At 47.4% G+C, this 14,267-nt stretch carries 14 protein-coding genes; 7 read left to right on the forward strand and 7 right to left on the reverse strand.

Annotated elements, in window-relative coordinates:
- Positions 1 to 114 precede the first annotated feature (114 nt).
- The gene (locus HRU69_03205) at positions 115 to 1,776 is read left to right on the forward strand and encodes a glutamine--tRNA ligase/YqeY domain fusion protein (GenBank protein QOI96555.1); all 1,662 of its coding nucleotides are present in this window, start codon (positions 115 to 117) and stop codon (positions 1,774 to 1,776) included.
- A gap of 66 nt (positions 1,777 to 1,842) precedes the next feature.
- Here HRU69_03205 and HRU69_03210 read toward each other — a convergent pair whose 3' ends face one another.
- Positions 1,843 to 2,223, reverse strand: a complete 381-nt coding sequence (locus HRU69_03210; protein QOI96556.1) for a RidA family protein — start codon at positions 2,221 to 2,223, stop codon at positions 1,843 to 1,845.
- Positions 2,224 to 2,283: 60 nt separating this feature from the next.
- Between HRU69_03210 and HRU69_03215 the strand changes: the two genes are divergently transcribed.
- Positions 2,284 to 2,946, forward strand: a complete 663-nt coding sequence (locus HRU69_03215) for a 3-hydroxyacyl-CoA dehydrogenase (GenBank protein QOI96557.1) — start codon at positions 2,284 to 2,286, stop codon at positions 2,944 to 2,946.
- Positions 2,947 to 2,990: 44 nt separating this feature from the next.
- On the opposite strand, the gene HRU69_03220 is transcribed toward HRU69_03215, so the two are convergent.
- The 5 genes from HRU69_03220 to HRU69_03240 all read right to left on the reverse strand — a co-directional run bounded on the left by HRU69_03220 (position 2,991) and on the right by HRU69_03240 (position 7,796).
- Positions 2,991 to 3,314, reverse strand: coding sequence for a type II toxin-antitoxin system PemK/MazF family toxin (locus HRU69_03220; GenBank protein ID QOI96558.1), 324 nt, complete (start codon positions 3,312 to 3,314; stop codon positions 2,991 to 2,993).
- A complete protein-coding gene (locus tag HRU69_03225; protein QOI96559.1) occupies positions 3,308 to 3,550 on the reverse strand; it encodes an AbrB/MazE/SpoVT family DNA-binding domain-containing protein in 243 nt (80 codons plus the stop codon). The genes HRU69_03220 and HRU69_03225 overlap by 7 nt, the downstream gene beginning before the upstream one ends.
- Before the next feature lie 154 nt (positions 3,551 to 3,704).
- On the reverse strand, positions 3,705 to 5,540 hold the full coding sequence (glmS, locus tag HRU69_03230; protein ID QOI96560.1) for a glutamine--fructose-6-phosphate transaminase (isomerizing): 1,836 nt from the start codon (positions 5,538 to 5,540) through the stop codon (positions 3,705 to 3,707).
- Between the two features lie 2 nt (positions 5,541 to 5,542).
- On the reverse strand, positions 5,543 to 7,009 hold the full coding sequence (locus HRU69_03235) for a DUF4270 family protein (GenBank protein ID QOI96561.1): 1,467 nt from the start codon (positions 7,007 to 7,009) through the stop codon (positions 5,543 to 5,545).
- The gene (locus HRU69_03240; protein ID QOI96562.1) at positions 6,993 to 7,796 is read right to left on the reverse strand and encodes a glycogen/starch synthase; all 804 of its coding nucleotides are present in this window, start codon (positions 7,794 to 7,796) and stop codon (positions 6,993 to 6,995) included. Before HRU69_03240 ends, HRU69_03235 begins: the two co-directional genes overlap by 17 nt.
- A gap of 252 nt (positions 7,797 to 8,048) precedes the next feature.
- On the opposite strand from HRU69_03240, the gene HRU69_03245 reads away from it, so the two are divergent.
- The 3 genes from HRU69_03245 (at position 8,049) to HRU69_03255 (ending at position 11,067) form a co-directional block, all read left to right on the forward strand.
- Positions 8,049 to 9,065 (forward strand): flippase-like domain-containing protein, encoded by a 1,017-nt coding sequence (locus HRU69_03245; GenBank protein QOI96563.1) that lies wholly within the window; start codon positions 8,049 to 8,051, stop codon positions 9,063 to 9,065.
- Between the two features lie 88 nt (positions 9,066 to 9,153).
- Positions 9,154 to 9,849, forward strand: coding sequence for a zinc metallopeptidase (locus HRU69_03250; protein ID QOI96564.1), 696 nt, complete (start codon positions 9,154 to 9,156; stop codon positions 9,847 to 9,849).
- 75 nt (positions 9,850 to 9,924) lie between these two features.
- Complete coding sequence (locus HRU69_03255) at positions 9,925 to 11,067, forward strand: acyl-CoA dehydrogenase (GenBank protein QOI96565.1); 1,143 nt, start codon at positions 9,925 to 9,927, stop codon at positions 11,065 to 11,067.
- A 3-nt stretch (positions 11,068 to 11,070) separates the two neighbouring features.
- Here HRU69_03255 and HRU69_03260 read toward each other — a convergent pair whose 3' ends face one another.
- Entirely contained in the window at positions 11,071 to 12,288 is a 1,218-nt protein-coding gene (locus HRU69_03260) for a M20/M25/M40 family metallo-hydrolase (GenBank protein ID QOI96566.1), read from the reverse strand.
- A gap of 50 nt (positions 12,289 to 12,338) precedes the next feature.
- Here HRU69_03260 and HRU69_03265 point away from each other — a divergent pair, with 50 nt between their 5' ends.
- Together HRU69_03265 and HRU69_03270 are read left to right on the forward strand one after the other, a co-directional pair.
- Positions 12,339 to 13,499, forward strand: a complete 1,161-nt coding sequence (locus HRU69_03265) for an AraC family transcriptional regulator (protein QOI96567.1) — start codon at positions 12,339 to 12,341, stop codon at positions 13,497 to 13,499.
- The gene (locus HRU69_03270) at positions 13,499 to 14,266 is read left to right on the forward strand and encodes a hypothetical protein (protein ID QOI96568.1); all 768 of its coding nucleotides are present in this window, start codon (positions 13,499 to 13,501) and stop codon (positions 14,264 to 14,266) included. The genes HRU69_03265 and HRU69_03270 overlap by 1 nt, the downstream gene beginning before the upstream one ends.
- Position 14,267: the final 1 nt, after the last annotated feature.

Genomic DNA, 14,267 nt, shown 5'->3' on the forward strand with positions numbered 1-14,267 from the left:
AACAATAAAAACTTTTCTCATTATAAATGAACTTTCCAGGCAACAAGAACTGCCATTCAAAGCCTTCCAATATCTAAAATCCCGCTTACCTTTGCATCCTTTAAACACCCTTGTATGAGCGAAGAAAAGAGTTTGAACTTCCTGGAGGAAATTATTGAGAACGACCTGAAGTCCGGGAAGCACCAAACTATTATTACGCGCTTTCCGCCTGAGCCAAACGGCTACCTTCACGTGGGCCACGCCAAAAGCATTTGTCTCAATTTCGGGCTGGCAAAAAAATATGGCGGCTACACCAACCTGCGCTTTGATGATACCAACCCCGTTACCGAAGATGTGGAGTACGTGGAAAGCATTAAAGATGACATCAAATGGCTGGGTTTTGAATGGGCCAACGAATTGTACGCGTCAGACTATTTTGAGCAACTCTATGAATTTGCCGTTACGCTGATTAAGAAAGGCCTGGCGTATGTGGATGACAGCACCAGCGTAGAAATAGCCCAACAGAAGGGCACGCCCACGCAGCCCGGCACCAACAGTCCGTACCGTAACCGCAGGGTGGAAGAAAATCTGCAACTCTTTGCCGATATGCGGGCCGGAAAATACCGCGATGGCGAGAAAGTGCTGCGCGCCAAAATTGACATGACCCACCCCAATATGCACATGCGCGACCCGGTTATCTACCGGATTAAACACGCCCATCACCACCGCACAGGCGATGCCTGGTGCATTTACCCCATGTACGATTTTGCCCACGGCCAAAGCGACTCGATTGAAAAAGTAACGCACAGCATCTGCACGTTGGAGTTTGTACCTCACCGTGCACTATACGACTGGCTGATTGAGAAACTGGAAATATACCCTTCCCGGCAATACGAGTTTGCACGACTTAACATGACTTATACCGTGATGAGCAAGCGCAAACTGCTGCAACTGGTAAACGAAAAGCATGTTACCGGATGGGATGATCCCCGCATGCCCACCCTCAGCGGCATGAGGCGCAGGGGGTACACACCAGAAAGCATCCGCGATTTTTGCGACCGCATTGGAGTGGCCAAACGAGATAACCTGATTGATGTGGGCCTGCTTGAATTTTGTGTGCGCGAACACCTCAATAAAGTTGCCCTTCGCAGAATGGTTGTGTTCGATCCGGTAAAAGTCATACTCACCAACTATCCGGCCGGTCAAACCGAACAGGTGGCCAGCGAAAACAACCCGGAAGATCCTGCCGCAGGCGAGCGCCTCATTCCGTTTAGCGGAGAATTGTTTATTGAGCGTGAGGATTTTATGGAAAACCCGCCAAAAAAATATTTCCGCCTCGCCCCCGGGCAACTGGTACGCCTCAAGAGCGCTTACATCATCCGTTGCGATGAAGTGGCTAAAGATGCCAAAGGCAACATCACCGAACTGCGCTGCACGTACATACCGGAAAGCCGCAGCGGATCCGACACTTCCGGCATCAATGTTAAGGGAACCTTGCACTGGGTAAGCGCCCAACATGCCGTGCCGGTGGAAGTGCGGCTGTACGACCGCCTCTTTAAAGTTGAAGATCTTTCAGCGGCAGAAGGTGATTTTAAAGATTACATCAACCCCGATTCGCTGCAGGTTGTTCCAAACGCCTTGGCCGAGCCGGCTATAGCCGAAGTCAATCCACAAGAACACTACCAGTTTATGCGAAAAGGTTACTTCATTGCCGATGCTGATTCAAAACCCGGCAAGCCGGTGTTTAACCGAACAGTAACGCTGAAGGATATGTGGGCGAGGAGTAGCAAGACATAAGACATCAGACATAAGATATCAATCATCGCACTGACATCTTACTACTTACGTCTTGCTACTGATGTCTTACTTCACCGCGATACACGAAATCTCCACATTCACATCTTTCGGCAGGCGGCTCACTTCTACTGTTTCGCGGGCGGGCGGGTTGGTAGGAAAGTTCTTTCCGTAAACTTCATTAACAACCGGAAAGTTGTTCATGTCTTTTAAGAAAATAGTGCTCTTCACCACGTTGGAAAAATCCATGCCGGCAGCTTTCAGTATCTCACCCAGGTTTTTCATAACCTGAGCCGTTTCCTCGCTGATGTTGCCGGTTACCAGGTTACCCGAAGGTTTTTGAATGGCAATTTGCCCACTGATAAACAGCATATTGCCGACCTGGATGGCCTGGCTGTACGGGCCGATGGGCTCGGGCGCGTTGGGTGAATAAACAACCGATTTTGACATACCTATTTGTTTAACAATTATCTTTCGAATGGTTTCAAAATTAGAAACAAAATCCGGTTTATGAATATCCTTGTGGTTGGCAATACCGAAAACCTTGATGAATGCAAGGCCAAGTGGGGAGAACACAAGTACACGCTGGAAGGCGACCACCGCGAAGCCGAACGCTTTGTAGCGGGCAGCGACCTGGTGTTTGATTTCATCATTGATGAAGAACCTTTTCAAATCGAAATCTACCAGGAAAAGCCAACAACTCGTGCATTTCTGAATACTGCCAAAATTTCGCTGGCCGAACTTTCTAACCTGGCCGACCACAAAATAAAGGCCCACGTATTCGGGTTTAACGGCCTGCCCACCTTTGTTAACCGCGAAGTGCTGGAAGTATGCCTGCTTAACCCGGCACACGAAACCGAACTGAATGCAATTTGTAAAAAGTTAAACACCAACTACCTGGTGGTTGACGACCGCGTGGGCATGGTTACACCCCGCATCATCTGCATGATCATCAACGAGGCCTACTACACCGTACAGGAAGGAACAGCCACCCGCGAAGATATTGACAAGGCGATGAAACTGGGTACCAACTATCCGTACGGCCCGTTTGAATGGTGCCAGCGTATTGGCATTAAACACGTTTACGAACTGCTCGAGGCTGTATATGAGGATACTCACGATGAGCGTTACAAGATTTGCCCGCTGTTGAAGAAGGAGTACCTGATGGCGTGAGTCAATAAACCTATTACCTTCAATCCTGCATCGACATAATACCTTTATAGTTTGAAAATATCGGCTATTACATCCATAATCTCATCAATTTCACTTTGCTTCAAGCGCCCTAAAGGCTGTTTACTCAACCTGCTTTCGTCAACAGCCCGCAGTTGATCCAGACAAACTTCGCCAGTTTTGTTCTGAAAACGCACCTCCACTCTTGAGGGGTACCCGCGAATAGTCGATGTCATCGGAGCAATAATTACTGTACCCAACACAGCATTCATTTCATCCGGAGAAAGTACAACGCATGGCCTGCTCTTTTGTATTTCAAACCCGACAGTTGGGTCAAGATTAACCAGGTAAACACTATACGCTCTTACCATTCCCACTCCTTAGCATCAAAGGTATTAGCAACAAAGTCTGCCTTTTCTCTCTTTACACGTTTAAAATCAGACCACGCCTTTTTTTGCTTTTTATCTCCCGGAGTAATGATTATCACATTATTTTTTACAGTTATTTTAACCGTGTCAACAATGCCGCCCTCATCAAGAATGGCCTTGGGGAACAAGATACCTCTGGAGTTCCCGATTTTCCTTACTTTGGTTATTGTACTACCCATATCTTTCCTGTTATAACGTGAAGTTATAACATTAAGTTTACTTTGCAAAAAGAGGGTGTTTAATAGGACTTGCTGACTTTCGGCTGGGTCTTGTGAAAGACACTTCAAACTGTCGGAAAACTGAGCAGAAAGAAGAAGGAGTTATCTGGCATAATTATTCCACTGTCACACTTTTAGCCAGGTTCCTCGGCTGGTCAACATTGCAGCCGCGCATTACAGCAATGTGATACGACAATAGCTGCAGCGGAATAACCGAAACAATGGGCATTAAGGCTTCGTGAACAGCCGGCACCTCAATCACAAATTCCGACATGCCCGGGATGAGTTCATCCCCTTCAGTTACTACAGAAATCACCCGGCCCTTACGCGCCTTTACTTCCTGCACATTCGAAACTATTTTTTCATACGAACTGTCGCGCGTAGCGATAAACACTACGGGCATCTCCTCGTCAATCAGCGCAATGGGGCCGTGTTTCATTTCGGCTGCGGGGTACCCTTCGGCATGGATGTAGGAAATTTCTTTCAGCTTCAATGCGCCCTCCAGCGCCACCGGAAAGTTGCAGCCGCGACCCAGGTATAAAAAATTGGTAGCGTCTTTAAAGGTGTAGGCCAACTCTTTGATTTTATCGTTTTGCTTCAGCACCTCTTCCACTTTGGCCGGCAGGTTTTCAAGTTCTACCAGCATCTCGTGAAACTTGCGTTCGGTAATGGTGCCTTTCTTTTGAGCCACGATCAGACAAATCATGCTCAGCACCGTTAACTGAGCCGTAAAGGCTTTGGTGCTGGCCACCCCGATTTCAGGACCGGCATGCGTGTATGAGCCCGCATGCGATGCACGCGCGATGGACGAGCCCACCACATTACATACACCAATAATTATTGCGCCTTTCGCCTTGGCCAGTTCAATGGCGGCCAGCGTATCGGCTGTTTCGCCCGATTGGGATATGGCTATCACCACATCGCCTTCGCGGATGATCGGGTTGCGGTAACGAAACTCAGAAGCATACTCCACTTCTACCGGAATCCGGCAGAATTCTTCAATCATGTATTCGGCCACAAGGCCGGCATGCCACGATGTGCCGCAGGCCACAATGATGATGCGATCGGCATGAACCATTTTATTCACATACTCACGAATGCCGCCCAGCACCAGCCGGCCGGAAGATACATCCAGCCTTCCACGAAGGCAGTCTTTTATTGAACGGGGCTGTTCAAAAATTTCCTTCAGCATGAAATGCTCAAAGCCGCCTTTTTCAATGGCCTCGAGTTCCATTTCCAGTCGTTGGATGTACGGTGTGGTGGGGGCATCATCAATGGTCTTAATCCGCAGTTCACCACCGTCAATCACAGCTATTTCCTGGTCGTTCAGGTACACTACATCTTTGGTGTATTCAATAATCGGAGTAGCATCCGAAGCCATAAAAAATTCGTCTTTGCCAATACCAATCACCAGCGGACTACCCTTACGGGCCGCAATCAGCAACTCTGGATTCTCGGCCGACATCACCACGATAGCATACGCCCCGATTACCTGTGTAAGCGCAACGCGCACAGCCTCATCCAGTGAATAGTTATTGCTTTGCTGAATGTCTTCAATAAAATGAATGAGCACCTCCGTATCGGTTTCACTCACAAACCGGTGGCCTTTGTTGATCAGTTCCTGTTTCAGCGCGCTGTAATTTTCGATGATGCCGTTATGAATGATGGCGAGTTTTTTTGATGCCGAGTAATGCGGATGGGCATTGGTATCGTTTGGTTCGCCATGGGTGGCCCACCGGGTGTGGCCTATGCCGATGTGGCTGGTGAGCGGCTGGCCGTTAATGTACTCTTCAAGTTCACTTACTTTGCCTTTCTTCTTGTAAACATTCAGGCCATTGTTTAACAAGGCGATACCGGCACTGTCGTAGCCACGGTATTCCAACCGCTTCAACCCTTTAATGATCACTTGCTGGGCATCGCGGTGCCCGATATAGGCAACAATTCCGCACATAGTTAATCGGCTTTAGGCAAGGTGTAATACACCCGCAGTTTAATTTTATCCTTATGAAACAGCACCCTGTTCACAGTCTTCGCACCGTTTTTGGGGTAGAGAATAAAATACCGGAACCGCGGTTTATCAGTTTCCGGTATGGCAAGTTCCTGCGCGAAGAGGGTGAAAAAACCCCGGTACGAATTGGACGAGGCTGAATACCCAAGGTTAAAGTTGGTACTCGTTTCGGTAAAAATGGTAAGCACGCTGTCAGGATTTACAACAAAATTATCGGCTGTTAAGGTACGCGTACTATTATTATAAAGGTTCATAATCTTCAGGTCACGATCACGTGCCTGTGGAGTATTTTGCCGGTTAAACTTTTTAAGCCGGTTATCCGGGTCAAGCAACCTGACATACAACTCCCCGGGTGAACGAAATATTTCGGTTGACTCCACGTCAGTTATCACCAGTTCAGCCGAGTTAATGGCAATGTCAGGGATGGTATCCGATTCGAGGAAGCTAATGAACTCCGAGAAGTCAAGCTTGGTAAACAGCCCCACACCCGATTGTACGCAACGCAACCCGGTAACCGGATCAAAGTCAGTGAAGTACTGACTAACCTCCACTTCTGATCCTGTTCGATCGGATTTGATTTCATTAAAACTGGTGATTGCGTTACCCGCTATGGGAATATTAATGGTTTGGCTGTCTAGTGTCGGATTCTGATAGTGCACAATTATTCTCGACTCAAAATGTACCGGGTCAATACCTACAATTTTATCGCCCGATACAGCCTTAACGGCAAGTCCTTTAAATTCTTTAGTAAACGTGCTGAAATCGCGCCATTGAAGAGAGTCCTGAGGCGTTGTACCATTGGCATACCGCAAGGCCGCATTAAAAAGTTTTTGACTAAATGCCGAACTGAGCGGTATACGAATCAGCACGGTGTCTTTCTTGGCGGAGTCAAACTTATTTCTGAATTCCAGCGGATTAATGATCAACGAACCCGAACCCACCAGCGGGCCGGTGGGCACGGTAGTTTTATTGAAATAAAATGGAGCCGAGTTACGCGAAATCTGTTTAGCCAGTTCATACACTTCGAACTGAATCGGATTCATGGTAATGTTACCATATGTATAAAAATCCAACTTCAGTTGTAACACTGCCGAATCCAACGTTGAGTTGGTAGCAATTTTAGCGGTAGTTGTCGGAAAATATTGGGTATAAAAACCTGCAGAAACGGATCCGAGTTTTTCATCCGTATAGCTACCGAGTAACAACCGGTTTATTTCGTTTGGCCAATAAAAATTACTGGAACGTACAGAATCCAGCCAGAGCACGCTGCTGTGTACCGGGAACTCAATAAAACGAACATCAAATTTTGATTTTGGATTACGAAACCCCAACAAACTGGCCTCATCTTCACAGGCCAGCAAGAACAGGGCAGCCAAAAGCAACTGCCCCGTTCGCTTAACCCACAAGTTCATTATACAGATTGAAGTATGATTCGGTGTAGTTTTCGGATTTATCAATGGTTTCAACCTTCTTCTCTTTCATTTTCGAGAAGAGGCCTTTTATTTTTTTGTTTTCACCGGCTACGATAACGGCATCGGAAAATTCCACGCCCATTTTAATAAAGCCCTCGTAGTCGGCTGTCTTCAAATTGCCCAGCATGTTGTCTTCAATGTCCATCATCTTCACCTTCGAAAGAATATCGCCTTTAAATTTGTAGGTGAAGTCGTTGTTGTAAATGGTAAACACGGTTTTGGTGTTTTTAAACAACGGATCGTTTTTGTATGTGGTTTTAAGGTACAACGGGATGAAGCTTGTGATCCAATCGTTGCAGTGAACAACATCGGGCGCCCAGCCCAGTTTGCGCACCGTTTCTATTGCCCCTTTGCAAAAGAAGATGGCGCGCTCATCATTGTCTTCATAAAAACGGTTTTCTTTGTCGTGGAAAACTGACTTGCGGTGAAAGTAATCTTCGTTATCGATAAAATACACCTGCAGCTTAGCGTTAGGAATTGACGCTACTTTAATGGTCAGCGGTTTCTCTTCATCGCCTACGGCTATGTTAATCCCCGATAACCTGACCACTTCATGCAACCGGTTTTTACGCTCGTTGATAATGCCGAAACGGGGCACCAGAATCCTAATCTCCATCCCCTTCTCCTGCATGTACTGCGGCAGCTTGCGAACAAAGTCGGCTACTTCCGAAGTCTGCAGAAAAGGATTAATCTCACTGGCTACATAAAGAATACGAAGTTTTGACATAGGGGTAATTTTAGTACCGAACGGAAAAATGAGCCACAAAGGTACATAAAATACCCCCCTTATTCAACCGTTCTGCCAATTTTGGCCCCTGGATGTGCCTGCTCCACTGACTGTTAACGCGCAGATAATCAGCTTATTTGATAGGATTACGTTGGTTTTTGGACTCTCCAGGCCCCATTTACAATCATACAATGCCTGTGCTTCATTTAACCTCCAAATCCTATCTTTCAGGCTAAACATAGCCAGCCAACTGTGCCGTACCGAATTAAATCCCTCATTCAATACCTTTTACTACTTGCCGTAGCGGTGGCGCTGGTCTGGTATTCGCTCCGGGCGATAAGTCCGACAGCTGATCAGAGCAAATGGCAATACCTGGCTCACACCTGGAGCCGTGCTGATAAGGGCTGGCTTATGCTCATGGCTTTGCTTGCCATGATTAGCCATGTATTGCGTGCCGAGCGGTGGCGTATGCTTATTGAACCAACCGGTCATACAACGTCTTTATATAATAGTTTTCTGTCGCTGATGATTGGCTACCTGGTGAACCTGGTGGTACCCCGCGGAGGCGAAGTAACCCGCTGTTACAACCTGTATAAACTTGATAGGTGTCCGTTCGACAAAACATTCGGCACTGTTGTGGCCGAGCGCGCCATTGACCTGCTTTGCTTTGCACTGATTCTGCTGGCCACTTTTGCCGTTGAATCGGATAAACTGCTTGGTTTTATTTACTCGCTGCCACTTGATCCTATTTCAGGAGCCAGCCACTGGCTTACCATCTTGATCATGCTGGGTGCGTTAGTGATTCTGATTGCATTTGGTTTTTGGATCATAGCCCGGAATGTAAAGTTTAAGGAAAAGATTTTACAATTCTGGCTTGGCTTTAAAAACGGGCTTGGTACCGTTTTGCGATTAAAGAATCCTTACCTGTTTTATTTCTATTCTTTTATAATCTGGGTCTTATACTTTGCCATGAGTTACACGGTTATCAAAGCTTTTGATGAAACCAGTCACCTGGGCTGGAGCGCCATCCTGTCGGTTTTTGCCATCGGCTCCATCGCCATGATTATTCCATTACCGGGCGGCACAGGTTCGTACCATACGCTGGTACCAGCGGGGCTTACCTTTCTATACCACATACCTAAAGCGGATGCTGTGGCCTTTACCTTTGTTTTCCATGCCTGGCAAACGTTAATCATGGTGGTTGGCGGCTTTCTGGCCCTGCTCTCAACTTATTTGGTTTTACACTTCCGAAAAACCAATTCCGGTTAGAATAGTATATTTGACACCTGCCGGAATGGCAGAAACCTAAACTGGTGCAGATGTTGTTAAGAGATTAAATCAAAATAATTAGATAATTATGGGTCTATTAGTAATTGGTGTTGTTTTTATGCTGGTGGGCATGCTGGTAAGCGGGCGGCTGAAGAGCAAGTTCCGGGAATACTCGCAAATCCGGCTCAACCAGAACCTGACCGGTGCCGAAATTGCCCGGCTCATGCTGGCCGATAACGGAATACACGATGTACAGGTAATTAGTGTGGAAGGGCAACTAACCGACCACTACAATCCGGTTAACAAAACCGTTAACCTGAGCCACGATGTTTACAACGGCCGCAATGCGGCTGCCGCTGCCGTTGCCGCGCATGAGTGCGGCCATGCCGTACAGCACGCCACTGCCTACTCCATGCTGGAGTTGCGTTCAGCTATGGTGCCGATTCAAAACATCACTTCGCGCATCATGAATATTATCTTTATCATGATGATGTTCGGTGCGTTTGCAGTTAAAGGATTGTTTTCATTTGATACAGCCTTGCTGGTAATCATCGCGTCATACACCGTGTTTGCTTTTTTTGCGCTGATTACCCTGCCGGTGGAATTTGATGCCAGCCGCAGAGCCCTGGCCTGGATTGAAGCCCGCGGCATTGTAACTACACGCGAACACGAAATGGCCAAAGATGCACTAAAGTGGGCCGCCATGACCTACGTAGTTGCCGCCCTTGCCGCCCTGGCTTCGCTCATGTACTGGGTAATGATTTTCCTTGGAAGGCGCGAGTAATGCATAATTAATAAATACCTTAATTTTAAGGCCTGGGAGCTAACCCCAGGCCTTATTTTTTGTTAATCCATACGTATGAATTTTCAGCTTACCGAAGAACACCTTGCCGTACAACAGGCCGCCCGCGATTTTGCCCAGACTGAATTACTGCCCGGGGTAATTGAGCGCGATACGCACCAGAAATTTCCTGCCGAACAAATCAAAAAAATGGGCGAGCTTGGCTTTATGGGTATGATGGTCGATCCGAAGTACAACGGGGGCGGCATGGATACCATCGCATACGTGTTGGCCATGGAAGAAATCTCAAAAGTTGATGCCTCCGCATCGGTAGTCATGTCGGTAAACAACTCACTGGTATGCTGGGGTATTGAAAAATTCGGTACCCAAGAGCAAAAAGAAAAATACCTGAAGCGCCTGGCCAAAGGCGAAGTGATTGGCGCCTTTTGCCTGTCGGAACCCGAAGCCGGCTCTGACGCCACCAGCCAGCGCACCACAGCGGAAGACAAAGGCGATTACTATCTGTTGAACGGAACCAAAAACTGGATTACCAACGGGGGTACAGCTGGTGTGTATATCGTAATCGCACAAACCCACCCCGAAAAAAGGCATAAGGGAATCAATGCACTGATTGTTGAAAAGGGCATGCCGGGTTTTGTAGTGGGTAAGAAAGAAGACAAGATGGGCATACGCGGATCGGATACGCACTCGCTCATGTTTACCGATGTGAAAGTGCCGAAAGCCAACCGCATTGGTGAGGATGGCTTTGGGTTTACGTTTGCCATGACCACCCTTAATGGCGGGCGTATCGGCATTGCCTCGCAGGCGCTTGGCCTTGCCTCCGGCTCGTACGAACTGGCCTTAAGGTATGCCAAAGAGCGAAAAGCCTTCGGGCATTTTCTTTCCGAGCACCAGGCCATCCAGTTCAAGCTGGCCGATATGGCCACCAAAATTGATGCCGCCCGGCTGCTGGTATGGCAGGCGGCTTACCTGAAGGATCAAAATAAAAACTTTGTGAAGGCTGCCGCACAGGCCAAGTTGTTTGCTTCACAAATTGCGCAGGAAGTAACTACCGAAGCCGTGCAGATCCATGGCGGCTACGGCTATGTGAAAGAATACCATGTTGAACGCATGATGCGTGATGCCAAGATCACACAGATTTACGAGGGTACTACCGAAATACAGAAAATGGTTATTTCGAGGGAGTTGTTGAGGGTTTAATCTTCAGAAAGTAATCTGAAACGTTAGCACCTCCCCGCCCCGCTTTACTTTAACAGGTATAGTTTGCCCTTTCTCAAACTTACCAAGCGCTTCCATGTAGCTTTGCACATCTTTAATCGGGTATTCGCCCATTTCAATAATCAGGTCGCCCGCCACAATACCGGCCTTTTGTGCCGGGCGACCATCGGTAACCCCATCCACTTTCAACCCCGGTTCATCAGATGAATAGCTGGGCATAACGCCCATGGTTACTTTAAACGGGCTGCGAACGGCCATGGCGTTGCTCTTGGTTTTGAGGAACCGGAGTTTCGGCTCTCCGTCCAGCTTTTCAATCACCTGCCTGATCAGGTTTAAAACCGCCACGGCTCCATCGTAGTTGATTTTCTCCCAGTCATCCGAAGGTTTGTGGTAATCGGCATGCGAGCCGGTAAAAAAATGCAGCACCGGAATATCCTTCAGGTAAAAAGAGGTATGATCAGACGGCCCGATGCCGCTGGAATCGGTTTTGATTTTCAACTGCTCGGTAGCCAGGCTTTTTAATAACGGCTCCCACACCGGACTGGTACCACTGCCGTTTACCACTACGGTTTTAGTTTCGGGGTTAAGCCGGCCAACCATATCCATGTTAATCATGAAGTTGATTTTCGATAAGTCCGTGGTAGCATGTTCTGTAAAATATTTCGAGCCCAGCAGGCCAAGCTCTTCGCCTGAAAACAGGATGAACAGAAAGTTGTTTTTCTCTTTTTTCTTGTTGGCAGCAAAGTAGCGTGCCAGTTCAAGTACACCAGCTGTGCCCGAAGCATTGTCATCGGCCCCGTTATGAATCTTTGCCTGCGGGTTGGCATCCAGCGAACTGCCCTGATCGCCCATACCCAGGTGGTCATAGTGTGCACCGATAATGATGGTTGTTGCAGCCTTATTATCCAAATAGGCGATCACATTGCTTGCCGTTCCTCCTTCGCCTTCGCCATGGGCACCGCCTTTAAACGGAAAAGCCTGCAGGTACGTACCGTTCTCGCCCATGGGTTTTAGTTTCAATTTTTTAAACTGGCTCTGCAGGTAGGCTGCGGCCATGCGTTCGCCTTCTTTGCCGGTTCCCCTGCCCTGAAGTGAATCGTTGGCCAGTATTTTAATGTGTTGCTTGATTTTAGCGGCCTCAATTTGTTGCGCCTGCACTGCAGTTGACGCAACAAGCAGAAGAAAAACAAAGATTATCCTCATAATCATAAATTTTAAAGTCGGAAAGATAACACCCACCGGTTGGATAAAAAATGATAACTTCGGGAATGGCCTACCGCATGGATGTGTTTGCTGTTTTTATGTTGCTGGGATTGGTGCAGGCTGTCTTCATCAGTTTCTTTTTCTTCTCGGCACAAAACCGCGTACGGCAACCCAATGTTTTGTTCGGAGCTTTGCTGCTGGCCATTGCCGGATGCCTGCTTGAAATTTTCCTGATGTACACGGGGTACATCGTGCATGTGCTGCACCTGGTTGATTTCTCAGAGCCGCTGGCTTTGCTTATCGGCCCATTGCTTTATTTGTTAACCCGGTCACTGGCCGAGGGGCAGGTGGGCAAAAAACCCATGCTGTTGCATATGGTATTGCCGTTTGCTTACACACTGCTGCTAATCCCCTTTTTGGCAGCCAATGCTGATTTCAAGTATAATTCGTGGATTGAAGCGTATCACCCCGGAATGCCCTTGCGGGAAACGGAACCTGGTTATGATCCGCGTTGGTTCGCACCTACCGATTGGCACACCGAATTGGTGCTGATCAGTCTGGGTGTGTACATCATCCTGAGCGTTATGATAATCGTAAAAAGCTTTCGCAAAAAGAAAGAAAGTTTTTGGAAAGCTCAATCGCTTACGCTTAAAACCATGCGCAACGGGGTGTTGCACATTGCTGCGTTTACATTATTGATGATACCGGTAAAATTGCTGAATAAGAACGATACCGGTGATCATTATTTTGCCGCCTTCGGCTCGCTGATGATTTATGCCACCAGTTTTTCGGTGATGCGCAATTCCGGGTTCTTCAGGCAACCTGCGTTAAACGAGCCGGTCAAATACAAAACCTCAACGCTTAGCCAGGCGGACCAGCAAAAAATCATATCAAAAATTGAACACCTGATGGCCGGGCAGAAGCCTTACCTGAATTCATCCTTCTCGCTGCCTGAATTGGCTGATCAGATAAACGAACCGGTACACAATGTTTCGCAGGCTATTAATGACGGGCTCGGAAAAAATTTCTTTGAACTGATTGCGTGCTACCGGGTAGAGGAAGCCAAGCGCTTGTTAATAGAAAACCTGCACATTAAAATTGAGGAAATAGCCGAACAAGTAGGTTACAGTTCCAAATCATCGTTTAATACGGCTTTTAAAAAGAATACCGGCTATACGCCTTCGGAATACCGGGCCATGAAGATAGCCTGATGAACGGCAACCGGCAAACACCGGGTACCGTTAAAGCAGGCAATATACAGCATGTTATGAACCTTATGTACCTTGGAACGGCTTTGGGTTTTTCTATATTGACAGCCCTTTTCTTTGGACTTGTTCTTCGACACCTGCGTGTTGCGCTAACAAAGACCGGATGGACTGAGGAGCGACAAAAAAGGGTACAAGTCCAGACCATGCTGATTATTATACTATGGGCTGTTGTGGTGGCCGTAGGCTCGTTTACCGGATTCACCCAACGCTTCGATTTGTTCCCTGCCAACCTAGCACCGATGTTGCTCATTCCGCTGGCGGGAATGCTGGTTATTACATTTTCAAAATCAACGGGTCAGTTACTTCAGGTTGTACCTATTAAAACACTTACCTACCTGCAAGTGTTCAGGGTGTTTGTTGAAATTCTGTTATGGATGCTCTTCCTTCAAAACATTATTCCCGTACAGATGACTTTTGAGGGATTGAACTTCGATATTGTTGCCGGAATCACCGCGCCTGTTATGGCCTACTTCTTTTCAGGCAATAAAAAGGTAATGATTGTGTGGAACATCGTGTGTCTGGGGCTGCTCATCAACATTGTTACCATCGCCATTCTTTCAACGCCCACATTTCTTCGTGTTTTTATGAACGAACCGGCCAACACCATTGTAACGGTTTTCCCCTTTATTTTTCTACCGGCCTTCCTGGTGCCGCTGGCCTATGGTTTACATTTTTTATCGTTGCGAAAACTGATGATGAAGCCAGGGTAGT

This window comes from Flammeovirgaceae bacterium, assembly GCA_015180985.1.
Classification (GTDB): domain Bacteria; phylum Bacteroidota; class Bacteroidia; order Cytophagales; family Cyclobacteriaceae; genus UBA2336.